Source organism: Phytohabitans aurantiacus, from assembly GCF_027923225.1.
Lineage (GTDB): Bacteria > Actinomycetota > Actinomycetes > Mycobacteriales > Micromonosporaceae > Phytohabitans > Phytohabitans aurantiacus.
This window is the reverse complement of sequence record NZ_BSDI01000012.1, coordinates 63602-87592: the sequence shown is the minus strand read 5'-3', so window position 1 is coordinate 87592 and position 23991 is coordinate 63602. Positions and strand designations below refer to the sequence as shown.

The 23991-nt window shown below is 69.4% G+C and carries 20 protein-coding genes and 1 pseudogene; 10 read left to right on the top strand and 11 right to left on the bottom strand.

Features of this window, described 5'->3' with window-relative positions:
• Positions 1–12 precede the first annotated feature (12 nt).
• Complete coding sequence (locus QMG73_RS15205; RefSeq protein ID WP_281895917.1) at positions 13–204, top strand: hypothetical protein; 192 nt, start codon at positions 13–15, stop codon at positions 202–204.
• Here QMG73_RS15205 and QMG73_RS15200 read toward each other — a convergent pair.
• Positions 189–1343, bottom strand: coding sequence for a glycosyltransferase family 4 protein (locus QMG73_RS15200; RefSeq protein ID WP_281895916.1), 1155 nt, complete (start codon positions 1341–1343; stop codon positions 189–191). The genes QMG73_RS15205 and QMG73_RS15200 overlap by 16 nt on opposite strands.
• Here QMG73_RS15200 and QMG73_RS15195 point away from each other — a divergent pair.
• A complete protein-coding gene (locus QMG73_RS15195) occupies positions 1230–5570 on the top strand; it encodes an alpha-(1->3)-arabinofuranosyltransferase (protein ID WP_281895914.1) in 4341 nt (1446 codons plus the stop codon). The genes QMG73_RS15200 and QMG73_RS15195 overlap by 114 nt on opposite strands.
• On the opposite strand, the gene QMG73_RS15190 is transcribed toward QMG73_RS15195, so the two are convergent.
• A complete protein-coding gene (locus QMG73_RS15190) occupies positions 5480–6685 on the bottom strand; it encodes an acyltransferase family protein (protein ID WP_281895912.1) in 1206 nt (401 codons plus the stop codon). The two genes, QMG73_RS15195 and QMG73_RS15190, sit on opposite strands and share 91 nt — an antisense overlap.
• 110 nt (positions 6686–6795) lie before the next feature.
• Between QMG73_RS15190 and QMG73_RS15185 the strand changes: the two genes are divergently transcribed.
• Genes QMG73_RS15185 through QMG73_RS15175 form a run of 3 tightly spaced genes read left to right on the top strand, consistent with a single transcriptional unit; the run spans position 6796 to position 10009 of the window.
• Positions 6796–7926, top strand: a complete 1131-nt coding sequence (locus QMG73_RS15185) for a DUF3068 domain-containing protein (protein WP_281895911.1) — start codon at positions 6796–6798, stop codon at positions 7924–7926.
• 1 nt (position 7927) lies between these two features.
• Entirely contained in the window at positions 7928–8560 is a 633-nt protein-coding gene (locus QMG73_RS15180; RefSeq protein ID WP_281895909.1) for a class I SAM-dependent methyltransferase, read from the top strand.
• A gap of 54 nt (positions 8561–8614) precedes the next feature.
• On the top strand, positions 8615–10009 hold the full coding sequence (locus tag QMG73_RS15175; RefSeq protein WP_281895997.1) for a GGDEF domain-containing protein: 1395 nt from the start codon (positions 8615–8617) through the stop codon (positions 10007–10009).
• A gap of 58 nt (positions 10010–10067) precedes the next feature.
• Here the strand turns inward: QMG73_RS15175 and QMG73_RS15170 are convergent, their stop codons facing one another.
• A complete protein-coding gene (locus tag QMG73_RS15170; protein WP_281895907.1) occupies positions 10068–11123 on the bottom strand; it encodes an aspartate-semialdehyde dehydrogenase in 1056 nt (351 codons plus the stop codon).
• A 7-nt stretch (positions 11124–11130) separates the two neighbouring features.
• Positions 11131–12396, bottom strand: coding sequence for an aspartate kinase (locus QMG73_RS15165; RefSeq protein ID WP_281895906.1), 1266 nt, complete (start codon positions 12394–12396; stop codon positions 11131–11133).
• Positions 12397–12577: 181 nt separating this feature from the next.
• Between QMG73_RS15165 and QMG73_RS15160 the strand changes: the two genes are divergently transcribed.
• The 5 genes and pseudogenes from QMG73_RS15160 to QMG73_RS15140 form a co-directional block, all read left to right on the top strand.
• Positions 12578–13381: a hypothetical protein gene (locus tag QMG73_RS15160; RefSeq protein ID WP_281895904.1), complete on the top strand. Its 804-nt coding sequence runs from the start codon at positions 12578–12580 to the stop codon at positions 13379–13381.
• 84 nt (positions 13382–13465) lie between these two features.
• Positions 13466–14011 (top strand): nitroreductase family protein, encoded by a 546-nt coding sequence (locus QMG73_RS15155; RefSeq protein WP_281895902.1) that lies wholly within the window; start codon positions 13466–13468, stop codon positions 14009–14011.
• A 195-nt stretch (positions 14012–14206) separates the two neighbouring features.
• Positions 14207–15877 (top strand): 2-isopropylmalate synthase, encoded by a 1671-nt coding sequence (gene leuA / locus QMG73_RS15150; RefSeq protein WP_281895995.1) that lies wholly within the window; start codon positions 14207–14209, stop codon positions 15875–15877.
• A gap of 181 nt (positions 15878–16058) precedes the next feature.
• The gene (locus tag QMG73_RS15145) at positions 16059–16697 is read left to right on the top strand and encodes a GmrSD restriction endonuclease domain-containing protein (RefSeq protein ID WP_407676804.1); all 639 of its coding nucleotides are present in this window, start codon (positions 16059–16061) and stop codon (positions 16695–16697) included.
• A 30-nt stretch (positions 16698–16727) separates the two neighbouring features.
• Positions 16728–16955, top strand: a pseudogene (locus QMG73_RS15140) (hypothetical protein); the annotation flags it as partial.
• A 9-nt stretch (positions 16956–16964) separates the two neighbouring features.
• On the opposite strand, the gene QMG73_RS15135 reads toward QMG73_RS15140, so the two are convergent.
• From QMG73_RS15135 to QMG73_RS15105, 7 genes are all read right to left on the bottom strand, one after another.
• Entirely contained in the window at positions 16965–18071 is a 1107-nt protein-coding gene (locus QMG73_RS15135) for an ABC transporter ATP-binding protein (RefSeq protein ID WP_281895900.1), read from the bottom strand.
• On the bottom strand, positions 18068–19051 hold the full coding sequence (locus QMG73_RS15130; RefSeq protein WP_281895898.1) for an ABC transporter ATP-binding protein: 984 nt from the start codon (positions 19049–19051) through the stop codon (positions 18068–18070). The genes QMG73_RS15135 and QMG73_RS15130 overlap by 4 nt, the downstream gene beginning before the upstream one ends.
• A 2-nt stretch (positions 19052–19053) precedes the next feature.
• Complete coding sequence (locus tag QMG73_RS15125; RefSeq protein ID WP_281895896.1) at positions 19054–20025, bottom strand: ABC transporter permease; 972 nt, start codon at positions 20023–20025, stop codon at positions 19054–19056.
• The gene (locus QMG73_RS15120; protein WP_281895895.1) at positions 20022–21026 is read right to left on the bottom strand and encodes an ABC transporter permease; all 1005 of its coding nucleotides are present in this window, start codon (positions 21024–21026) and stop codon (positions 20022–20024) included. Before QMG73_RS15120 ends, QMG73_RS15125 begins: the two co-directional genes overlap by 4 nt.
• Positions 21027–21113: 87 nt before the next feature.
• Positions 21114–22778, bottom strand: coding sequence for an ABC transporter substrate-binding protein (locus tag QMG73_RS15115; RefSeq protein ID WP_281895893.1), 1665 nt, complete (start codon positions 22776–22778; stop codon positions 21114–21116).
• A gap of 239 nt (positions 22779–23017) precedes the next feature.
• Positions 23018–23611: a recombination mediator RecR gene (gene recR, locus QMG73_RS15110; RefSeq protein ID WP_281895892.1), complete on the bottom strand. Its 594-nt coding sequence runs from the start codon at positions 23609–23611 to the stop codon at positions 23018–23020.
• An 11-nt stretch (positions 23612–23622) separates the two neighbouring features.
• On the bottom strand, positions 23623–23955 hold the full coding sequence (locus QMG73_RS15105; RefSeq protein ID WP_281895891.1) for a YbaB/EbfC family nucleoid-associated protein: 333 nt from the start codon (positions 23953–23955) through the stop codon (positions 23623–23625).
• Positions 23956–23991 lie beyond the last annotated feature (36 nt).

Genomic DNA, 23991 nt, shown 5'->3' with positions numbered 1-23991 from the left:
GGAGATAAAGGCATGAAGACCCTGAGCAGCCTGCTGCTGGCCGGAGTGATCGCCGCTGTGCTGGCGGTGACGGGTGCGTACGCGCTCGCATCCGCGCTGGTCGTCACCCCGCAGGAGGCGGCCGACAAGGTGTCCAGCGAGATCGCCAAGAGCGACAACCCGTCGGCCGACGAGCGGCAGCCGGCGTCTTACGGCACCAGGTAGTGGTCCCGCTGACGGCGCATGACTAGTTCGGCGAAGCGCTCTCCGGACGCCTCCCAGGTGAACGAGGCGGCGTGCTTCCGGGCCGCCTCACCCATCGCGGCCCGCTGGACCCCGTCCCGCAGGAGCGTCCCGGTCTTCGCGACGAAGTCGTCGATGTCGTCCGCCAGCATTCCGCTCTCGCCGTCGACGAGTGCTTCGGCGACACCGCCCGCGCCGTGGAACGCGATGGTCGGTGTCCCGCGCGAGGCCGCCTCGACGATCGTGAGCCCCCAGCCCTCCTTGAGCGACGGGGTGAGCGCGACCCAGGCGGAGCACAGCAGTTCGTGCTTCTGCTGTTCGGTGACGAACCCGGTGAACCGCACGCGGTCCTCGATGTGGAGCGATTCGGCGTACTCCCGCAGGGGCTGCTCCCACCAGCCCTGGCCGGCGACGACCAGTTCCAGCCCCGGCATCTCGTCGGCGAGCGCGGCGACGGCCTGGAGGGCGATCTCCACCCGCTTGTGGGGAACCAGGCGACCCAGGACGATCAGTGACGGGTGCGCGGTACGGGGCACCGGCTCCGACGCCACCTCAGGAGTGCCATTGTGGACGACGACGACGCGCGCGGCATCGACGCCGAGCACGGCCAGTTCGGCCCGCGTGGCCTCGGACACCGTGACGTACCGGCAATGCCGGTAAACCCACGGCGCGAGCCGGGACTCGATCCACCAGCCCAGCCGCGCCAGCCGAGGACCGAGCACGACCGGCCACTGCTCCCGGTGCACGTGGTGCACGAGGGCGATCACGGGACGGCGGGCGTAGAGCGGCGACAGGAACGGCAGGCCGTTACAGACGTCCACGATGACGTCCGGCCGGCCGAGGGCGTTCCGCGACAGCGGTCCGAACCCGATAAGCCCGGCGAGGTAGGTCAGCGCGGCCCGAAGGTAAACGGTGTGCCGCCCGCCGCGCCGGATGACGCGGACGCCAGCGGCGGTGGTCTCGTCGGCGGGAGCGTTCCCGTGAGCGGCGCAGTGGAGGGTCACGCGGTGCCCGCGAGCCGCGAGCTCGCCGGCGACGCGCTCAAGGTAGACCTCGGAGCCGCCGCCTTCAGGGTTGAGGGTGTCCCGCCAGTTGAGGATGAGGACGTGCCGGGTGCCCACGGCAGCTCCTACTCACGAGTAGTTTTCGCGATCGGGCCACCATATGGGCAATCCGGGCCGGCTGGCAACGGCTCGGCACCGGATGATCCGCCGCCACCGGCCACCGGTATCGTTTGGCGGCTCCGGACCGTGGCGGTATGTGTCTTTCTCACCGCGTTAGCGTTTTTTCAAGCGCCCGGCATGACGGTCATCGACACAAAGGTGGACCTGGCCGTCACCCCGATCGCCTGGCTCGAACGCGCGTTGCACGTGTGGGAGCCGGCGGGCACGTTCGGGCAGCTCCAGAACCAGGCGTACGGATACCTCTGGCCGATGGGCCCGTTCTTCGCGGGCGGCTGGCTGCTCGCGATTCCCGCTTGGGCGATACAGCGGCTGTGGTGGGCGCTGCTGATGTGCGTCGCCTTCACGGGCGTCGTGAAACTGGCTGACCGGCTCGGCATCGGCACGCCGGCGAGCCGCCTCATCGCCGGTATCGCGTTCGCCCTCTGCCCCCGAATCGTCACCGAACTGGGACCGGTATCCGTCGAGGCGTGGCCCACGGCCGTCGCGCCGTGGGTGCTCGTACCGCTCGTCGGCATCGCCAAGGGAGCCTCGATCCGCCGGTCGGTGGCCTGGTCGGCGCTCGCCGTCGCGTGCGCGGGCGGGGTGAACGCCACCGCGGTGCTCGCTGTCGTGCCGCTGGCGGTGCTGTGGCTGGCGACGGTGCGGCCGTTGAAGCGCCGCGTGGCCGCGCTCGCCGGTTGGTGCGTGGCCGTGGCGTTCGCGACCGCGTGGTGGGTGGTCCCGCTCCTGCTGCTCGGCCGGTACAGCCCACCGTTCCTGGACTACATCGAGACCTCCGAAGTCACCACACGCACCACTGACCTCGTCACCACCATGCGTGGCGCCTCGCACTGGCTGGCGTACCTGGGCGGGCCGCACGGTCCAACATGGACGGCCGGTTGGCAGCTGGGCACCGAGCCGCTGCTCATCGCGGCGACCCTGGTGGTGGCCGGCATCGGCCTCGCGGGGCTGGCTCGCCGGGGCATGCCACACCGCCGGTTCCTCGTCACCGGGCTACTCGTCGGCGTCGCCCTGGTCGGTTTCGGGCACGTGGCATCCGCGAGCGGCGGCCTCGCCGAGCTCCAGCGGGCGTTCCTGGACGGGTCCGGCGCGCCGCTGCGCAACGTGCACAAGTTCGACGTCGTGCTCCGGTTGCCGCTCATACTCGGGCTCGCGCACGTGCTGGGCGTGCTGAGCCGCGCGGCAGCCGGCGCCCCGCGCTGGCATCTGCGTAGCCTGCGCGCCGCCGCGGTCACCGGCGCGAGCCTCGTCGCGGTCGCCGCGGTCGCGGCACCCGCTCTGGTCGGCGGCCTGCCGGCGAAGGGCAGCTTCAACGAGGTACCCGGGTACTGGAAGCAGGCATCCACCTGGCTCGACGCCAACCTGGGCAGGGAACGGGTACTGGTCGCGCCCGCGGCCCGCTTCCCCCGGTACCTCTGGGGAAGCCCGAGCGACGAGATCCTCCAGCCGTTGCTCGACAGCGCGTGGGCGGTGCGAAGCTCGATCCCGCTCGCCCCACCGGCGACCATCCGGCTGCTCGACGCCATCGAGTCCACAATGGCCACCGGCGCCGGCTCGACCGCGTTGGCGGATGTTCTGGCCCGGTCGGGCGTGCGCTACGTGCTGATCCGGTCCGATCTGAACTACGGCGACAGCGACGCCGCCCGCCCGCTATTGGTACGGCAGGCGCTCACGCGGTCGCCGGGACTGACGCTGGCCGCCGGTTTCGGTCCGATGGTGGGTGGCGGGCACCTGCCGAGCAACTACTCCGACCGCGGGCTCGACGTGCCGGTCCGCGCGCTGGAGGTGTTCCGGGTACAGCGGCCTGTCGACCAGGTGGTGGCGTACGACCTTGACTCGGTGACAAGGCTCGTCGGCGGGCCGGAGTCGCTGCTGGAACTGGGTGAATCCGGGTTGCTGCCGCAAGCGCCGACGGTGCTCGCCGGTGACCTGCCCGACGGGGTGGACACCGGATCGACCACGGTGACCGATGGCCTGCGCCGGCGCGAGGTCGCGTTCGGGCGGGCGCAGGACAACGCGTCCAACACGCTCACCAGCCTCGAACCGTGGCGGCTGGACACGCCCCAGCACGACTACCTGCCTTCCTGGGTCACCACGAAGGCTCAGACGACCGTCCGGTACCTCGGGTTCAGCGGGGTCAGCGCGTCCAGTTCGATGTCGCAGGCGCTTTCGCTGTCCGGTGGCCGGCCAGCCAACCAGCCGTACGCGGCGCTCGACGGTGACACGACCACCTCGTGGCGGTCCGCGCCGGGCACCCTGTCGATCGGACAGTGGCTGGAGGTGGAGCTGACCGCTCCCCGGGTCGTCACCGAGGTCCGGATCACCTTCGACACCGGCGCCGACTCGATACCGACCCGCATCACCGTCGCCGCCGGACCCGACCGGGTCACCACCGAGGTCTCCGGCACCACCGCGGTCGTACGCCTGCCGGGGCGGTTCCTCACCGAACGGCTGCGCGTCACCGTCAACGACGTCTTCGGCATGCGCACCGGGTTCGGCGGAGTCGGCATCACCGAGCTGACGATCCCGGACCTGCGCACCGGCCGGACCCTGGTCACGCCGGAGGTTCCGGTCGGCGACGCCGCCTCGTCCATCGTCCTGAGCGCAGCGCCGTCGGTGCCGTCGTGCTACTTCCTCGACAACCGCACCTACTGCTCCCCAGCCGCCGCTCGCGCCTCCGAGGACAACAGGGTGATCGACCGGACGGTGCGGCTCGGCGCCGCCGACTCGTACCGGCCAGCCGTCTGGGCGGTGCCGAAGGCGGGACCGGAGCTGTCGGCGCTGCTCGACTCCGAGTACGACATACCGTCCGTGGCGGCCTCGTCGAGCGGGATGCCCGACCCTGCCGCCCGGCCCGGCGTCGTGGCCGACGGCAACCCGACCACCGTCTGGTACGCGGCCGACGACGACAAGCAGCCGTGGCTCCGGCTGACCTGGCCCAAGTCCCGCGAGATCACCGGCCTCAAGGTGGCGCTGCACGAGGAGATCGCCGCGTCGCACCCGTGGTCGGTCACCGTGCTGGGCGACGGTGGCGTACGCGGAGGCGTGCTCTCCGCCGACGGCACGATCGCGTTCGACCGTCCAATGACGACGAACGAAATCACCGTGCTGCTCTCCGACACCACACCGGCCCGCTCGTATGACCCGTACGGCAACAAGTTCGACCCGCTGCCGGTCGCGGTGGCAGAGCTGACGGCCCTACCCGACAAGGGAAAGCTGGCGGTCGACGAAGACGCCATCGTGCGGCTGCCGTGCGGCAGCGGACCGATACTCAACATCGCCGGCACGACATTCGCCACGTCGATCCGCGCCACCCGCAAGCAGCTCCTGGAACTGCGCGAGGTGTGGGCGACCGTCTGCAAGTCGGAAGAGGTGGAGCTGCCGGCCGGCGAGTCGCGCGTGGTGGCGGCCGGCACGACACTGGCGACACCGACCCGACTCGCACTGACCACATCGGAGACTCCGGAGGCGGAGGGTTCACACGTCAGCGTCAGCGACTGGTCGGCCAGCGAGCGCCACGTCACGGTCGCCGCGTCGTCGAAGCACCGGGTACTGGTGTTGCGCGAAAACGCCAACCCGGGCTGGATCGCCACGGCGGCCGGAGAGACGTTGCGCCCCATCACGATCGACGGTTGGCAGCAGGGCTGGGTCCTGCCCGCCGGGGTCGCCGGTGACGTGACGCTCCGCTTTGGACCCGACCGGCAGTACCAGTGGGGCCTGGCGGGTGGCGCGACGCTGGCGCTGATCGTGCTCGTGGTCGCGCTGCTGTCCCGCCGCGGTCCACTCCAGACGGAGCGGGTCACGCGTCACCGGTACCGGCGGCCCATGCTCGTGACCGTCGTTGGCGGCCTGGCGCTGGTGTCGGTGGGTGGTCTGCAGCTCGCCGCCCTTGCCGCCCTCGGCGGCGCCGGTCTGCTGATCTACCGCGCCCTGATGCCGAACCTGTCCCGCTACGACCAGAAGGCCCTGCACCGCGGGGTGCAGCTCTTCTGGCGCTGGCTGCCGGTGGCCCTCTTCGCGATCGCGGGTGTGCTGTCGCTGGCGGCGGAGGACCCGCACTGGTCGGCGGCGCCTCAGGTGGTGGCGTTGGCCGCGGCGAGCGCCTTGTGGCTCTCGTTCGCGGTGCGTACCTTCCGTCGCGGCCACCGCGAGCCCAGCCACTGAATCGGGCGTTCGACGAGGTACCAGCTGATCGAGGCGAGGAGCAGGCCGCCGCCGAGCGTCAGCAGGTACACCGTCAGCAGGTCGCCGGAGAAGGCGTCGCGGCCGCCAAGCCAGTAGATCAGCTCCAGCACGAACGGGTGCCAGAGGAACAGTCCATACGAGACGGTGCCGAGCCAGCGGGCCGGCCGGCTCTCCAGAAGGACGCGGCTGCGCGTACGCGGGCCGAAAGCCAGCGGCAGCAGCACCATCACCGCGACGCCCAGAAACAGTGCCTGCCTCGCGCCGAACTGCCACGCGGTCGGCTCGGTCAGGTCGCGCGGCCCGGTGAGCGGGGTGGCCGCCACCGCGAAGAGCCCGACCGCGATGCCCCAGCACGCCAGCGGCGCCTGGCCGAGCTCTTCGAGGAACCGCCAGCGGGCCGGCCCTGTGCCGGTGGCGAGCGCGACGTGGATGGTCGCGAGCGCCATGCCGGCCGCGAACCAGGCCATCTGCGACGGCAGCCACATGGTGTGCAGTCCCAGGTCGAGCAGGCCGAACCCCATCGCGGTCAGCCAGCCTCCGGTGACCACCACGCCGAGCCCGCACATCGCGCTGACCGTCCACACCGGACGCCACTTGCGACCCACCAGCGGGGTGATGGCGATCAGCGGAAGGACCGCGTAGAAGACCACCTCGGTCGCGAGGCTCCAGGTGTGGCCGAGCCCGTCGCGCAACCACCCGGGCTGGTAGATCTGGGCGAACGCGGCGTGCCGGAGCCAGTCGGCGTCGGTGGCCTTCGCGTTGCCCGGCAGTACAAGCAGGCTGACGGCGACGGTGAGCCAGTACGCGGGCAGGATGCGCACCGCCCGCCGCCACAGGTACCGCCCGGCGCCGGGGCGGTCACCGCCGGTGGCGAGCGCGTGGACGTACGGCCGGAACAGAAGGAATCCAGATAGGACGAAGAAGAGGGCCACTCCGACGTCGAGGCGGGCGAGCCAACCGCCCCACGTAGGATCTCCGATACCCCCGGTCGCGAACCCGACGTGCGTGCCCACCACGGCCGCGGCACCCACCGCGCGCAGGGCATCGAGCGCTGGCAGGCGGCTCGGGGCGGTCGTCTGAAGGTCGGGCGACATTTATGACTTCCCAGGGGTCGCGCGGAATGTGACTGGGTAGTAACCTCCCGGCCATACTACGGAGTCGACGCTGTGTGCGACAGACGAGAACATACGAGTGGAGTGGACTTATGAAGATCCGCGTCATAGGTGCCGTGATCTTCGGCGCTGGCGTGTTTCTGCTGGTGGCAGCCGCCGCCTTGGCTTTCGTCATCGCTCCCTCACTCAAGCAGCTGCCCTACGACCTCGACCCGTCGACCTCGGTCGCCGAGGCGCCCAACGCGACCTTCCTGGAGATCAAGCCCGGCCAGGTCGAGGTCAAGCAGGCCACCCTCCGGTCGACCATCGAGATCATCCCGGACCCGATGGAGACCGAGAAGCTGCCCGAAGACCTCAAGGGCAACGTGGTGGTCTGGGACGCGTACCAGAACGTGATCCGCACCGACGACCAGTACGAGATCAGCAAGTACTCGGCAGAGCTGGCCCTCAACCGGCGCTCCGGCGCTCCGGCCGACTGGGACGGCCAGTGGCTGGCCGAGGCGGTCGCGGCGGACGACCCGGGCAACGTGAAGTTCGTCGGGCAGATCTACAAGTTCCCCTTCGGCACGGAGAAGCGGACCTACCAGGTCTGGGACCGTGACCTGCGCACGTCGCTCCCGGCGGAGTTCAAGGGCACCGAGACGATCGAGGGTGTCGAGGTCTACCGCTTCGAGCAGGTCGTCGCGGAGCAGCCGGCCAAGAACGTCAGCACCGAGAGCATGTCCGTGCTGCTGGGCCGCTTCGCCCCGGAGGCGACCAGCGGGCAGGTCATGTACAGCAACACCCGCACCCTGTGGGTCGAGCCGACCACCGGCATGTACATCAAGGTGCGCGAGGAGCAGCACAAGGAGCTCGTGCCGGCGACCGGGGCGTCGACCGTCCTGCTGGACGCCGACTTCGAGTACAACCAAGAGACGATCACCAAGGCCGCTGACCGCGCCGGCTCCAACCGGGCACAGCTCAACCTGATCAGCATCTGGGCGCCGCTCGGCCTCGCGATCATCGGCCTGCTCCTGGTGATCTACGCCTTCGTGCTCGGCCGCCGGGCCGCCAGCGGTGGCGCGCACCGCTCCGGCGGCGGCCCCGCCAGCCCTGCCCCGGCGCACAACCCCGCCCCGGCCCGCAAGGACGGCGGCGTGCTGACCGACGAGCTGCCGGCACCGGTCACCCCGGCACCGGGCGGCCCCGCTGGCATCCCGGGTAACCGATCCGACCGGTCCTGACGTGCGCGGGCGCGACTGGGTTCAGTGGCACGAGGACTACGCCGACCCCTCTTCCGCCCTGTCCCAGCGCCTCGCCGCGGTACAGCGACAGATCCGCGCCTATCTCGACGAACGGCCGCCCGGGCCGGTGCGCCTGCTCAGCATGTGCGCCGGCCAGGGGCGTGACCTGCTCGGCGTCCTGACCGACCACCCCCGCCGGCACGATGTGAGCGGCCGGCTGGTCGAGCTCGACCCGCGGCTGGCGGCGGACGCCAGGGCGTCCGTCGTCGCCGCCGGCCTGACCGGCCTGGAGGTGCGCGAAGCCGACGCGGGCGAGAGCGACAGCTACGCGGGAGCGACGCCAGCTGATCTGGTACTGGCCTGCGGCGTCTTCGGCAACATCACCGACCTCGACATCCGGCAGACGATCGACTTCCTGCCGAGGCTGTGCGCCCCGGGCGCCACGGTGATCTGGACCCGCACCCGAGAAGCGCCCGACCTCGTACCGACCGTGTGCGACTGGTTCGCGGCGAGCGGCTTCGCGCTCCGGTTCCTGTCCGATCCGTCCGAGCCATACGGTATGGGCGTCCACACGCTGATCGACCCGCCGAACCCTTTCGCATCCAGGAAACGCCTGTTCACCTTTGTGCGGTGAACTCGGTCACTCCACAGTTCTCACGCAGGCACGGTGAGTATCGTTGACGCCCTCGTGCCTCCTGATCTGCTGCTTTCCGATGTGGCGGCGCGCCTGGCAACGGCGGCGACCGTCTCAGAGGCGTGCGCGCTCGCGGTAGACGCCGCCAGCCGCCACACGCCCGCCATGATCGCCACCCTGCTTCACGTCCACGACCGCCTCCGGTGCGTCGCGGCGGCCGGCTCGTGGCAGGTGTACTCGTCGATCCGGCCCGCGGAAGGGGTCGCTGGCCGCGCGTTCACGTCGGGAAAGTCCGAGGTGCTCTTGGCAGTCGGAAACGACCCCGACTACATCTCGCTCGGGCCAGAGGTCGCCGTGGAGGTCTGCGCCCCGATCCTCGCCCCCTCCGGCCAGCCGATCGGCGCTCTCAATCTGGAGTGGACCGAACCTGTCGACGCCGACCTGTGGCGCGACCTCGCCGAGCAGATCGCGGAGCTGCTCGGCGAGCGCATCGCTCAGCTCGGCGGCCCGCCAGCGGAGAGCCGTGGTGAGCGCCTGCTGCGGCACGCCGTGGCGCTGACCGCGGCGGGAAGCGACCGTGAGCTGCTGTCGACCGTCGTCGAGGCGGCTCGCGACGTGTCTGGCCTGTCGACGCCCGTACTGGCCGTACCCACCCGGGTCGGCGCCCGGCTGTACGGCGTGGATGGGCCGCTGGGCCAGCGCCTGCGGGCCCGGCTCGGCACCCGTACGGTGGCGCGTGCGCGGCGGCACGGCACCTCGTACACGATCGGCGATCCCGCGTCGTTGGACGCGCACGGGTTCGAGGAGCTGGTCGACGCGGGCGTCCGATCGATGATCGCGGTACCGGTCGGCCCGGTCGACATCGGTGCCGTCCTGCTGATCGTCGACGAGGGCGTGGTGACGCCCGACCCCGCGACCGTCAACCTCGTCGAGCTGCTGGCCACCCAGGCGTGGACCTGCCTCGACCGCCTCAAGACGCTGGAGCACCTGCGCGAGCGCGCCACCTCCGATCCGCTGACCGGCCTGCGGCACCAGGGCTCGTTCGGCGAGCGGATCGCACGGGCCACCCCGGACCGCACCGCCCTGCTCGCGATCGACGTCGACCAGTTCAAGACCATCAACGACACGTACGGCCACCAGGCGGGCGACCAGGTGCTAGTTGAGATGGCCCGGGCGCTGCAGAGCGCACTGCGCCACGGCGACGAGCTGTACCGGATCGGCGGCGACGAGTTCGTCGCGGTGGTCGACGTGGCGCGCCCCGACGAGGCGACCGGGATCGGCGAGCGCCTCGTGTCGGCGGCCCGCACGATCGGCCGTACCGTCAGCGTCGGCGTCGCCCTGCGTCGCCGCGGTGAGGCGCCCGAGCTGACCCTGCGACGGGCCGACGCCGCGCTCTACGACGTCAAGCGCGAGGGCCGCGACGGCGTCCGCCTCGCCGACTCGCCGTGATCAGGGCGTCCCTCAAGTCGTTAGAGCAGCTTCAGGGACGCCCTGATCACGGCGGGGTTTAGCGCGCCAGCTCCACCGCGAGCAGCTCCGCGATCTGGGCTGTGTTGAGTGCCGCGCCCTTGCGCAGGTTGTCGCCGGTGACGAAGAGGTCGAGCGCGCGCGGGTCGTCCATCGAGCGCCGCAGCCGGCCCACCCACGACGGGTCGGTGCCGACCGCGTCGATCGGCATCGGGAACTCCCCGGCGGCCGGGTCGTCGACCAGGATCACGCCGGGCGCGTTGCGCACCGCCTCGCGGGCTCCCTCGGCGTCGACCTCGGTGCCGAAAACAGCGTGCACAGCCACGGAATGACCGGTCACGACCGGTACGCGCACGCACGTGGCCGAGACCTTCAGGTCTGGCAGGCCAAGGATCTTGCGCGACTCGTTGCGGAGCTTCAGCTCCTCGGACGACCAGCCGGCGTCCTTGAGTGACCCGGCCCACGGCACGACGTTGAGCGCGAGCGGAGCCGGGAACGGTCCGAGGTCGTCGCCCACGGCTTGCCGGACGTTGCCGGGCCGCGAACCGAGCACCCGGTCACCGGCGATCTTCGCGAGCTGGTCGTGCAGCGTGTCGACGCCGACCTGGCCGGCGCCGGAAACCGCCTGGTACGAGGCGAGCACCAGCTCGCGCAGGCCGTACTCCCGGTGCAGCGGCGCCACCGCCACGATCATGGCGAGCGTGGTGCAGTTGGCGTTGGCGATGATGCCCTTGGGCCGGTTGCGTACCTGCTCCGGGTTGATCTCGGGAACGACGAGCGGCACGTCCCTGTCCATGCGGAACGCGCCGGAGTTGTCGACCACCACCGCGCCGCGGGCGGTCGCGACCGGCGCCCACTCCGCGGACACCTCGTCGGGCACGTCGAACATGGCCACGTCGACACCGTCGAACACCTCGGGAGCGAGCGCCTGAACCGTCAGCTCCTCGCCCCGACACATGATCTTCTTACCGGCCGAACGCGCCGAGGCCACCATGCGGATCTCGCCCCAGACGTTTCGCCGCGACGAGAGCAGCTCGCACATGACGGTGCCGACGGCTCCGGTCGCCCCGACGACAGCCAGCGTGGGTCCGGCCATAGGAGCTTTACCTCCCCGTCCCGGCGTATACGACCGCTTCCTCCGTACCGCCGAGGTCGAAAGCTTCGTGAACAGCGCGCACGGCCGCGTCGAGGTCGGTGTCGCGGCAGACCACCGACACCCGGATCTCCGATGTGGAGATCATCTCGATGTTGACGCCTGCCTCGCCGAGCGCCGCGAAGAAACTCGCCGCGACGCCGGGGTGCGACCGCATGCCCGCTCCGATCAGCGACACCTTACCGACATGGTCGTCGTAAAGGAGACCCTTGAACTTCACGGGTTCCTGGATCTTGCTGAGCGCGGCCATCGCCGTCGGCCCGTCGGCCTTGGGAAGCGTGAACGAGATATCCGTGCGACCGGTCCCCTCGGTGGAGACGTTCTGCACGATCATGTCGAGATTGATCTCCGCGTTGGCGACCGTCTCGAAGATCCGCGCGGCCGCACCCGGCTCGTCCGGTACAGCGACGATCGTGATCTTCGCCTCGCTGCGTTCGTGGGCGACCCCGGTGATCAGTGCCTGCTCCAACGGAAGGTCCTCCATCGCTCCGGTGACCATGGTGCCGGTGTTGTACGAGTACGACGAGCGGACGTGGATCGGCAGCCCCGCCCGGCGCGCATATTCCACGCTGCGCAAGTGCAGCACCTTCGTGCCGCACGCCGCTAGCTCCAGCATCTCTTCGTACGTGATCTGCCGGATATGGCGTGCATTGGGCACGATCCGCGGGTCTGCGGTGAAGACGCCGTCGACGTCCGTATAGATCTCGCAGACGTCCGCGTGCAGCGCTGCGGCGAGTGCCACCGCAGTGGTGTCCGACCCACCGCGGCCCAGCGTCGTGATGTCTTTGGTGTCCTGGGAGACGCCCTGGAAGCCGGCGACGATCGCGATCGCGCCCTCGTCGAGCGCGCCGCGCAGCCGGCCCGGCGTCACGTCGATGATCCGGGCCCGCCCGTGCACCGACGTGGTGATGACCCCCGCCTGCGAGCCGGTGTAAGAGCGCGCCTCGTACCCGAGGTTCTGGATCGCCATCGCGAGCAGCGCCATGGAGATCCGCTCGCCCGCGGTGAGCAGCATGTCGAGCTCGCGCCCGGCGGGCAGCGGGCTCACCTGGTGCGCCAGGTCGAGCAGCTCGTCGGTGGTGTCGCCCATCGCGGAGACCACGACGACCACGTCGTCGCCGGCCTTGCGCGCGGCGACGATGCGCTCGGCGACCCGCTTGATGCGTTCGGCGTCGGCGACCGAGGAGCCACCGTACTTCTGCACCACCAGCGCCACGGCAGTTCGCCCCTTCGTGCCAAGCGCCGCCGGGCGGACCGGCGGCGCCGAGTAAGTCGCCCCCAGGGTACCGGCGCGCAGTGACCACGCGAACACGCGATCCCAGCATCCGGCCCGCAACCAGCGCCCGCCCTCCGGCGTGTCAACGGCCCACACGGAAATCCGGCCCGAGAATGTGAACGTGAGTGTGCGCTCCGCCATCTTCCGCGGACCCCTCGGCGCCGGCGTGATCGCTGGTCTGATCGCGCTGACGGCCTGCGGTTCGGATGATCCGGCACCTGCGGCGACAGCCCCGGCGCCACCTGCGGCGACAGGTGCCGGTGACGCGCGCCAGCAGCTGGCCGGACTCGCCGCGGCGGCGAAGGACCGCAAGCTCACCGCGACCTACACGCTCTCGGTCTCCGGACGGCCGGACCGGACCGTCGTGGTGACGAGCGCCACGGACGGGAGTTGGCGGATCGACATCCCGGAGGCGGCACTCGGTGGCACCGCCGACGTGTCGATGGCCCAGAACGGCGAGGGCATCTACCAGTGCGCGCTGCCGTCGTCGTCCCGGCCGCTGCAGCCCACGTGCGTGCGGGTGGCCAAGCCCGGCGGTCGCGTGGACGCCAAGGTCGACCCGCGCGTATGGCATCCGTTCACCGACTCGCGGGAGGTGCTGATCGACCGGGACGCGCCGCTGGCGGTATCGGTCACCAAGCCGATCTCCGGCGCCCAGGGCACCTGCTTTTCCGTCGAGTCGACGACCACCTCGTTGAAGGCGCCGCTCGACGTGGGCATCTACTGCTACGACGGCGATGGCACACTGACCGCCGCCCGGCTGGCGTACGGCACGCTGAAGCTCACGAACCCGCCCGCGGCGGCACCGGCCACGATCACCCTCGCCGGGTCGATCGTCAACGGCGAACCGCTCGGCATGGCGGCACCGCCGACGCCCACCGCGGAGCCATCTCCGAGCGAGTCGAGTCCGTCCCCGAACGGGTGAATGCGATCACGTGTCGTCGGGTTATGGACACGCCAAGTGACCCCGGGGTGGTGACCAACCGCCCATTGGGGCACACTCGGCGCCATGTCCGAGCTACACCCCTTGCTCGCGACTCGGTGGAGTCCGCGTGCGTTCGACCCGGCCGCCCAGCTGGCCGACCATGACATCGCCTCGCTCCTGGAGGCCGCCCGTTGGGCGCCATCGGTGGGAAACAGCCAGCCGTGGCGCTTCCTGGTGGGCCGGCGCCACACCGAGACGCATAAACGGATCTTCACCAACCTCGCCGCCGCCAGCCAGCGGTGGGCAGGCAGCGCGTCCGCGCTGATCGTCGCCGGATACGTCGTCGACCCCGGCACGCCCCACGCGGCGTACGACCTGGGGCAGGCTGTGGCGCATCTCTCAGTACAGGCGACGGCGCTGCGCCTGCACGTCCACCAGATCACGGGCATCGATCGCGGTGGCCTGCGCGCCGACCTCGACCTGCCCGACGATCTGCTTCCCAAGGTCGTTCTAGCGATCGGCCGCCTCGGTGACCCGGGGTCACTCCCACCCGACCTGCGGACCCTTGAGATCACTCTGCGTCGCCGCCGCCCACGCTCCGAGCTGGCAATCGGCGCGGCGATCACCTAGAGTGTCGTTTGTCATGTGGCAGGCGCTCCTTCTTCGCCGCCGCGACGAGGCCCTCTAGGCCGGCACCTCGTCGCGGAGTCTTGGCGTGCGCGCCGGTCTTGCCCGTTCGAGACCCAGTCACATGACTTCCTCAAGGAGCCTTCCGTGTCAGAAGTAGCCGGCGCTGACCCCATTGCTCGGCAGAGCCCGAGCCGCATGCCGTTCCAGCGCTACCAGCCGTACCACCAGCAGTTCGCCATCGACCTGCCCGACCGCCAGTGGCCGACCCGCCGGGTGGAGGTGGCGCCCCGCTGGTGCGCCGTCGACCTGCGCGACGGCAACCAGGCCCTGATCGACCCGATGTCGCCCGAGCGCAAGCGCCGCATGTTCAACCTGCTGGTGCAGATGGGCTACAAGGAGATCGAGGTCGGCTTCCCGTCGGCGAGCCAGACCGACTACGACTTCGTACGCCAGCTCATCGAGCAGGATCTGATCCCCGACGACGTCACCATCCAGGTCCTGGTGCAGTGCCGGGAGCACCTGATCGACCGCACCTTCGAGTCGATCCGCGGCGCCAAGCGGGCCATCGTCCACTTCTACAACTCGACCTCGGTGTTACAGCGCCGCGTCGTGTTCGGCCTGGACCGCGACGGCATCACCGACATCGCCACGTCCGCGGCTCGGCTGTGCAAGAAGTACGCCGAGATCCACACGCCGGACACCGACATCTTCTACGAGTACTCCCCGGAGTCGTACACCGGCACCGAGCTGGACTACGCGCTGGAGATCTGCAGCGCGGTCATCGACGTGGTGGACCCCACGCCCGACCGTCCGCTGATCATCAACCTGCCGGCCACCGTCGAGATGGCCACGCCCAACGTGTACGCGGACTCGATCGAGTGGATGCACCGGCACCTGCCGCGCCGTGACTCCGTCGTGCTGTCCCTGCACCCGCACAACGACCGCGGCACCGGCGTCGCCGCCGCCGAGCTGGGCCTGCTGGCCGGCGCCGACCGGGTCGAGGGTTGCCTGTTCGGCAACGGTGAGCGCACCGGCAACGTCGACCTGGTGACGCTGGGCCTGAACCTGTTCTCGCAGGGCATCGATCCACAGATCGACTTCAGCAACATCGACGAGATCAAGCGGACCGTCGAGTACTGCAACCAGCTGCCAGTTCACGAGCGCCACCCGTACGCCGGTGACCTGGTCTACACCGCCTTCTCGGGCTCCCACCAGGACGCCATCAAGAAGGGCTTCGACGCGCTGGCCGCTGACTCGGCGACCGCCGGCGTGGAGATCGACAAGTACGACTGGGCGGTGCCTTACCTGCCGATCGACCCGAAGGACCTGGGCCGCAGCTACGAGGCCGTCATCCGGGTCAACTCGCAGTCCGGCAAGGGCGGCGTGGCGTACATCATGAAGGAGGAGCACCACCTCGACCTGCCGCGGCGGCTGCAGATCGAGTTCTCCGGCGTCGTGCAGCAGTACACCGACAACGAGGGCGGCGAGGTCGAGCCCGGCCGGATGTGGGGCATCTTCGCGGCCGAGTACTTCGGTGCCGGGCGGGTCGCCATGAACGACTATCGGGTGGCCACCATCGACGGCAAGGTGGAGATCACCGCCGACATCGAGTTCGACGGCTCGGCCCGCTCGGTCGCCGCGGTCGGCAACGGCCCCATCGACGCGTACATCAACGCTCTGCAGTCGATTGGCGTGCAGGTACGCCTGTTGGACTACCACGAGCACGCCATGTCCGCCGGCGGCGACGCGCAGGCCGCGGCCTACATCGAATGCGATGTGGACGGTCGCACCGTCTGGGGCATCGGCCTCGACCCCAACATCGTCACCGCTTCCATCAAGGCCGTTACCAGCGCCGTCAACCGCTGACCCTCTCTCCGTTGATCAGGGCTGTGAACGGTCCGAGTCGCTTACCTCGTCGTGCGTAGGCGCCGCGCAGCGACTCGGACCATTCATCCCTCAAGTCGTTAGGGCAACTTCAGGGACGCCCTGATCATGGGAGCGGCGTGGCGCGCTGGCCAGCCTTGCTCCTGGGCCGCAAGCTTGTGGTGTGCGGTCCCTCCTTACTTTGTGCGCCCTGGCGCTGGTGCTCTCCGGCTGCGTACCGCCCGACGACATCAGCGGCGAAGCGACGGCGGCGCCGTCCGCCGCCACCGACTCCGCGCGCCTGCTCGGCCAGCTCACCGAGGCCAAAGCCGGTTCGATGCGCGGCTACAGCCGTGACCGCTTTCCACACTGGCGGAGCACCGGCAAGAACTGCGACGTGCGCGACAAGGTGCTCGAACGGGACGGCGACAACGTGCGGCTGAGCGGCTGCAACGTGATCGCCGGCAAGTGGTACAGCGAGTACGACAAGCGCACCGTCAACGATCCGTCCGATATGGACATCGACCACATGGTGCCGCTGGCCGAGGCGTGGCGGTCCGGCGCGAGCCAGTGGGACGACGAGCGCCGCGCCGACTTCGCCAACGATCTGACCCGGCCGCAGCTCATCGCGGTCTCGGCCAGTTCGAACCGGGCCAAGGGCGACCAGGACCCGTCAAAGTGGAAGCCGTCCAACCGCGATTTCTGGTGCACGTACGCCCAGGACTGGATCACGGTGAAGGCGTTCTGGCGACTCACCGTCACGGCGGCGGAAAAGGCGGCGCTGTCCGACATGTTGGGCACATGCCCCGGCACCAAGCCATAGACTCGCGTCATGGCCGAACAGACCAGCGACATCACCGCAGGTCCCGGCGGTGTGATGACCGACGAGGTCGGGGTCGTCACCGGCGAGCTGACGCTGCGCACCGAGCTGTCCGAGGGGCAGGTCACCCTCCGCGTCCAATATAAGGACGCTGACGAGTGGTACGCGGTGACCGGTGGCCGCGCGACGCTGAAAGACGAGGCCGACCTCGCCGCGGTACACGCGATCGCGGTCGGCCTCCTCAACCGTCCCGAGGGCTAAAGCACCCCGCTAGACGTACGATCCGGGCTCGCTCGGTGCCGACACTACGCCCGGCGTCTCGCCCTCGCCTTCCGGCCGGACCAGCTGGACACGCACCTCGTGCGGGCGCAGCTCGCCAGACTGGATCTGCTCCGCGAAGTGGCACGCCACGCGGGTGCCGCCGACGTCGCGCAGAACCGGCCGCTCGTCGGCGCAGCGCGTCGGCTGCGCCCACGGGCACCGCGTGTGAAAGCGGCACCCCGCCGGCGGGTTGGCTGGTGAGGGCAGGTCGCCGGCGAGCAGGATCCGCTCGCGACGGTCTTCCACCTCCGGGTCGGGCACCGGCACCGCCGACATCAGCGCCCGCGTGTACGGGTGCAGCGGCTCCCGGTACAGCCGGTCGCTGGGCGCCTCCTCGACGAGCGCGCCGAGGTACATGACGCCGACGACGTCGGAGATGTGCCGCACCACCGCGAGGTCGTGGGCGATCACCAGGTACGTCAGGCCCAGCTCGTCTTGAAGCTCGTCGAGCAGGTTGATGACCTGCGCCTGGATCGACACGTCGAGCGCGGAGACCGGCTCGTCGGCCACGATCAGCTCGGGCCCCAGCACCAGCGCTCGCGCGATGCCGATGCGCTGCCGCTGCCCGCCGGAGAACTCGTGCGGGTACCGCGAGAGCGCCCACTGCGGCAGCCCCACCGCGTCCAGCGTCTTGCTGATGATCTTCCGTCGCTCGGCGCGGTCGGCGCCGATCCCGTGCGCCTGCAGGCCCTCCACCAGGATCGACTCGACGTTCTGGCGAGGGTCCAGGCTGGACATCGGATCCTGGAAGATCATCTGCATGCGCCGCCGCATGCCGCGCATCTTGGCCGCTGGAAGCTTGGTCAGCTCCACGCCGTCGAAGTGGACGGTGCCCGCCGTCGGCTCGGTGAGCCGCAGAATGGCCCGGCCGAGCGTCGACTTGCCGCACCCGGACTCACCCACCAGCCCATACGTCTTGCCACGCGGTACGGCCAGGTCGACGCCGTCGACGGCCATGACGTGCCCGACCACCCGGTCGAAGATCAGGCCCGTCGTGATCGGAAAGTGGACCTTGAGGTCTCGCACCTCGACCAGCGGCCCAGCTAGCTCAGTCACTGCTTCTCCTCCACCGGCACCGGGTTGACGCAGCGATACGAGTGACCCGTGTGGGTCGGCACCATCGCGGGCGGTGCGCCGACACAGGCGTCGATCCGGCGATTGCACCGGGGTGCGAAGGCGCAGCCCTCCACCCATGGCAGCACGTCGCGGACCGAGCCGGGAATCGGTGTCAGCTTTTCGCCACGCCCCGCGTCGAGACGCGGGATCGACCGGAGCAGACCCACCGTGTACGGGTGCCGGGGCGCCGCGAAAAGCTCCCGCCGCTGCGCCGACTCCACCACCCGACCGGCGTAGAGCACGTTGATCGTGTCGCACATGCCGGCGACCACCCCGAGGTCGTGCGTGATCATGATCAGGGCGGTGTTGGAGTCCCGTACTAGTTCCTTCAGGAGCTCGAGGATCTGGGCCTGGATGGTCACGTCGAGCGCGGTGGTGGGCTCGTCGGCGATCAGCAGCCGTGGCCGGCAGGCCACGGCGATGGCGATCAGCGCACGCTGGCGCATCCCGCCGGAGAGCTGGTGTGGGTACTCCTTCAGGCGCCGCCGCGGATCCGGGATGCCGACCCGGTCGAGCAGCTCCGCGGCTTCCTTGCGCGCCGCGTCGCCGCTCATCCCCCGGTGCCGCACCAGCACCTCGGTCACCTGTATGCCGACCGGGATCACCGGGTTCAGCGAGGAGAGCGGGTCCTGGAAGATCATCGCGACGTCTCTGCCGCGGATGTCACGCATGGATCGCTGGTCCTGGGCGAGCAGGTCGGTGCCGTCGAAGTTCGCGGAGCCGCCGACCTTCGCACCGCGCCGGGGCAGCAGTCCCATCAGGGCGAGCGACGTGACGCTCTTTCCACAGCCGGACTCGCCGACCAGGGCGACGACCTCGCCAGCGTCCACGCTGAACGACACCCCGTCGACCGCGTGAACCGTGCGCTGCCCGCGACGCTGAAAGGTGACGGACAGGTCCTCGACATCAAGCAGGGCCATCTTTATTTCCTCAACTTGGGATCGAGGGCCTCGCGCATCGCCTCGCCCAGCAGCGTGAAGCCGAACGCGGTGATGATGATCGCCACCGCCGGGTAGATCGCGAGCGCCGGCCGGATACCGAGGTACTGCTGCGCCTCGGCCAGCATGAGGCCCCACTCCGGCTGCCCGAGCACCTGGGTGCCCAGCCCGAGGAAGGACAGGGCCGCGACCTCGATGATCGCGGTCGCCAGCGTCAAAGTGGCCTGGACGATCACCGGCGCCAGCGAGTTCGGGATGACGTGGCTGATCGCGATCTTCCAGCGGCGTACCCCGAGCGAGGTCGCCGCCAGCACGTAGTCCCGGTTCGACTGCGCGATCATCGAGCCGCGCAGCAGGCGGGCGAAGATCGGCACCGACACCGCACCAACGGCGATCATCACCGTGATGGGGCTCGGGCCCAGGATCGCCGCGAAGCTCACCGCCAGCAGCAGGCCCGGTACCGACAGGAGCATGTCGACGATCCGCATCAGGATGTTGTCGACCCAGCGCCCCCACCGGCCGCCGAGTCCGGCGGCCGCGCCGGAGAGCCCGCCCAGCAGTACGCCGACCGTCAACCCGATGAGGGTGGAGACCACGCCGACGATGAGCGTCTGCCGCGAACCCGCGATCAGCCGGCTGAACTCGTCTCGACCCTGGTGGTCGTACCCGAGCCAATGGTCGCTCGACGGCCCGGGGATGATCCCCTGGCCGGACCGGACGACGCCGTCCTGAACGCCGATCGGTGCGGCCGGGTCGTACGGGACGAGGAACGGTCCGACGATGGCGACCAGGACGAACAGCGCCAGGATGATCGCGCCTACGATGGCGGCGGGGTTGCGCCGCAGCCGGCGGAACGCGTCGCGCCACAGGCTGACGCCCTGCTCGTCGTCGCGGACCGCGGCCAGCTCGCCGAGCCGGTCAAGCTTTTCCTTCTTCTGCCCCGATGCCAGCGTCATCGCACCCTCACCCTCGGGTCGATCAGGCTGTATGACACGTCGACGGCCAGGTTGACCAGCGTGAAGATCACCGCAATGAGAAGGATAAAGCCCTGCAGCACCGGATAGTCCCGGTTGCTGATTGCTTCGTAGAGGAACAGCCCGATCCCGCTGAAGCCGAACACGGTCTCGGTGAGCACGGCACCGGACAGCAGCAGGCCGGTGAGCAGGCCAATCGACGTCGCGACCGGCAGCATCGCGTTGCGCAGCACGTGCCGCCGGCGTACCACCCGCTCGGTCAGGCCTTTCGCCTCGGCGGTGCGCACGAAGTCTTCGCCGAGCACCTCCAGGACGCTGGCCCGGGTGATCCGCACGATGATCGCGAGCGGGATGCTGGCCAGCGCGAGACCCGGCAGGATCAGGTGCCATATGGCGTCGGCGGCGGCGTCCCACTCCCGGGTCATCAGCCCGTCGAGCACGAAGAAGTTCGTGGGGTGGGTGGCGTTGATGCTGGAGTCCTGCCGGCCGATGGCCGGGAACCAGCCGAGCGACTCCGCGAAGATCGCCTTCAACACGTAGGCCAGGAAGAAGATCGGGATGCAGGTGCCGAGCAGCGATCCGCCCACTGAGGCGTAGTCCAGGATCGAGCCATTGCGGCGGGCCGCCAGATAGCCGAGCGGGATACCGATGCCGATCGCGATCACCATCGCGGTGATGGTCAGCTCGACAGTGCCGGGGAAGCGCTGGAGAAACTCGGTCGTCACCTCGCGCTTCGTGGAGATCGACGTTCCCAGGTCGAACTGGAGAAGCCGCTTCATGAAGCGCCCGTACTGGATGAGCAGCGGCTCGTCGAGGCCAAGGTTGCGCCGGATCTGGGCACGCATCTCGGGCGTGCCGCGCTCGCCGAGGATGGCTGTCTCAGGGCCGCCCGGCAGGCGGTGCAGCCAGATGAACAGCAGGATCGACAGCCCGAACAGCGTGGGTATCAGCAGTAACAGGCGACGGACGATGAATCGGAACACGGGCGCCTCGGTGGATGTATGGAGGGCCGCGTGGGCGGGCGCCAGATCGTGGCCGCCCGCCCGCGCGTTCCTAACTATCTATATGTTTCAGGACTTGAACTCGGCCTTGGAGTACCGCTCGTCAGTCAACGGGCTGGCCACCACGCCGGTCACATCCTTACCGAGGACAAGAGCCGGAGGAGAGTGCGAGATCGGCACACCGGGCAGGAAGTTCATGATGTCGGCGTTGAGCTCCTTGTAGAGCGCCGTCCGAGCGGCCAGGTCGGCCGTCGTGTCCGCCTTCTTGAACTTCTCGAACAGGGCCGGGTTGTTGAAGCCCCACTCGTCCTTGGGCCGGTCGAAGAAGGTACCGATGAAGTTGTAACCGTCGCCGTAGTCACCGGTCCAACCGAGCATGTGCAGGTCGTGCGCGCTGCCGGAGGTGGCGGCGTTCAGGTAGTCCGGGCTCCACTTGAGACCCTTGGTCTCCAGCTTGATGCCAACTGCCTGCAGGTCGGCCGCCAGCAGCTCGAAGAGGTCCTTCGGGCTCGGCATGTACGGCCGGGTGACCTCGGTCGGGTAGAAGAACCGGAGGGTCAGGTTCGTCGCGCCGGCCTCGGCGAGCAGCTGCTTGGCCTTCTCGACGTTGTAGTCGTACTTGGTGACCGAGTCGTTCCAGCCCTCCACAGTGGACGGCATGAACTGGGTGGCCACCTCGGCGCCCGGCGGGAGCTTGGAGTCGACCAGAGCCTTGCGGTTCAACGCGTACGCGATCGCCTGCCGGACCTTGATGTCGGCCAGCTTCGGGTTCCCCTTCTGGTTGATCGCCAGGTAGAGGATGTTGAACGCCGGACGGGTCAGGACGTTGAAGCCCTCGCCCTTGAGCGGCTCGACGTCCGCCGGGCCAACCAGGTCGTATCCCTGGATGTCACCGGAGCGGAGGGCCTGCTTGCGGGCGTTCTCGTCGGAGATCGTGCGGAACACGAGCGACTTCAGCTTGGCCTTGTCGCCCCAGTAGTCGTCGTTGCGCTCGATGGTGAGCGTCTTGTCAGCGACGTTCCACGACTTGAACTTGAACGGGCCGGTGCCGGTCGGGTGCTCCATCGCGTACGACGGGTACTTGATGTCGTCGGCGCTGCCCGTGACGTTGCTGGCCTGGTACTGCTCGAGCGCCTTCGGGCTGTGCATCGAGAACGAAGGCAGCATCAGCGCGGCCGGGATCTTGCTGGAGACCCGCGTGAAGGCCAGGTCGACCGTGGTCGCGTCCTTGGCCGTGCAGGACTTGAAGAGGCTCGGCGGCAGCTCGGGGTCTTCGTTCTTGGCGAAGCCACCCATGACGTCCTGCCAGTAGGCCGTGACGTCGGGGCTCTGCATGAGCCCTGTCGAGTTGTACCACCGGTTGAAGTTGACGCAGACGGCGTCGGCGTTGAACTCCGCGCCATCGTGGAACTTCACGCCCGAACGCAGCTTGAACGTCCAGACGGTGCCGGTGGAGTCCGGCGTCCAGCTCTCGGCGAGGCCCGGCGAGACCTTCGTGCCGCCCTCCTCGGGGCGCACCAAGGTTTCGAAGACTTGCCGCGCCACGCGCAGCGACTCGCCATCGCTGGCGAGGCTGGGGTCGAGCACCTTTGGGTCACCGGCGACACCGAAGACCAAGGTGTCTCTGGTGCTCTGGCCAGAGCCCCCGTCGCGCTCGCTTTCGGCGCAACCGGCTACCGCAAGTGTGGCGACCGCAACGGCCGCGATCGCGACCTTCGGCCTTGATGCACGCATGGTGCTTCACCTCGTCCTATGGGTGCGGACATCCGCGGTGACAGAGGTCACCTGTGGCGAGACCTTAGCCGCCCGTCTCACCAGCCGGAAACGGGCCGATAAGGGGTTGGTACCGGATCGTGTCCTAGTCGCCACCGTCCACGATCAGTGGTGCGTCCGGACGAGGTCAAACGAGCCGTTTGTCCAGATTTAGTCGATGCCAAGTTGTTACATGAGAAGCACGTTTCTCGGCGCGTCTGTCAGACCGCCCGGCGCCCCTCGAAGGCCCTGCCGAGGGTTATCTCGTCGGCGTACTCAAGGTCGCCACCCACCGGCAGACCGCTCGCCAACCGCGTCACCGAGATGCCCATCGGCTTGACCATCAACGCGATGTACGTCGCCGTGGCCTCGCCCTCAGTGTTGGGGTCGGTGGCGAGAATCAGCTCCTTGACCGTGCCCTCACCGAGTCGAATCATCAGCTCGCGGATGCGCAGGTTGTCAGGCCCCACGCCCTCCAACGGATTGATCGCCCCGCCGAGCACGTGGTACCGCCCACGGAACTCGCCGGTGCGCTCGATCGCCACCACGTCCTTGGGCTCCTCGACCACGCATAGCACCTCGTCGCTGCGGCGCGGGTCGCGGCAGATGCGGCACTGCTCCGACTCGGCCACGTTGTGGCAGATCGCGCAGAACCGCACGAGCTCCTTGACCTTGCGCAGCGCGGTCGCCAACCGGGTCACGTCGGCCGGATCGGCCGACAGGATGTGGAACGCGATCCGCTGAGCGCTCTTCGGGCCCACGCCCGGCAGCCGACCCAGCTCGTCGATCAGATCCTGGATCGCACCTTCGTACATCGGGGGGTCGCTCAGAAACCAGGCAGGCCGAGGCCGCCCATGCCACCGGTGACCGGGCCCATCTTCTCCTCGGTCAGCTTGCGCACGGCGTCGTTCGCGTTGTGCACCGCCGCGAGCACCAGGTCTTCGAGGGTCTCGACGTCGTCGGGGTCGACCGCCTTGGGGTCGATCTTCACGGACCTGATCTCACCCGAACCGGAGATCGTCACGGTGACCAGGCCACCGCCGGCCGTGCCGGTCAGCTCGGCGTCGGCCAGCTCGGCCTGTGCCTCGGCGAGCTGCTGCTGCATCTTCTGCGCCTGCTTCATGAGCTGTTGCAGGTTGGGCTGTCCACCGGGACGCATCGCCGTCTCCTCCGTATCAGTTACCGCTGCCCAGCC

What these genes read in the sequence shown, in the direction of transcription:
- QMG73_RS15205 (WP_281895917.1), top strand. Translation starts at nt 13, where the DNA reads ATGAAGACCCTGAGCAGCCTGCTGCTGGCCGGAGTGATCGCCGCTGTG.
- QMG73_RS15190 (WP_281895912.1), bottom strand. Translation starts at nt 6,685, where the DNA reads ATGTCGCCCGACCTTCAGACGACCGCCCCGAGCCGCCTGCCAGCGCTC.
- QMG73_RS15185 (WP_281895911.1), top strand. Translation starts at nt 6,796, where the DNA reads ATGAAGATCCGCGTCATAGGTGCCGTGATCTTCGGCGCTGGCGTGTTT.
- QMG73_RS15170 (WP_281895907.1), bottom strand. Translation starts at nt 11,123, where the DNA reads ATGGCCGGACCCACGCTGGCTGTCGTCGGGGCGACCGGAGCCGTCGGC.
- QMG73_RS15155 (WP_281895902.1), top strand. Translation starts at nt 13,466, where the DNA reads ATGTCCGAGCTACACCCCTTGCTCGCGACTCGGTGGAGTCCGCGTGCG.
- leuA (WP_281895995.1), top strand. Translation starts at nt 14,207, where the DNA reads ATGCCGTTCCAGCGCTACCAGCCGTACCACCAGCAGTTCGCCATCGAC.
- QMG73_RS15130 (WP_281895898.1), bottom strand. Translation starts at nt 19,051, where the DNA reads ATGGCCCTGCTTGATGTCGAGGACCTGTCCGTCACCTTTCAGCGTCGC.
- QMG73_RS15125 (WP_281895896.1), bottom strand. Translation starts at nt 20,025, where the DNA reads ATGACGCTGGCATCGGGGCAGAAGAAGGAAAAGCTTGACCGGCTCGGC.
- QMG73_RS15115 (WP_281895893.1), bottom strand. Translation starts at nt 22,778, where the DNA reads ATGCGTGCATCAAGGCCGAAGGTCGCGATCGCGGCCGTTGCGGTCGCC.
- recR (WP_281895892.1), bottom strand. Translation starts at nt 23,611, where the DNA reads ATGTACGAAGGTGCGATCCAGGATCTGATCGACGAGCTGGGTCGGCTG.
- QMG73_RS15105 (WP_281895891.1), bottom strand. Translation starts at nt 23,955, where the DNA reads ATGCGTCCCGGTGGACAGCCCAACCTGCAACAGCTCATGAAGCAGGCG.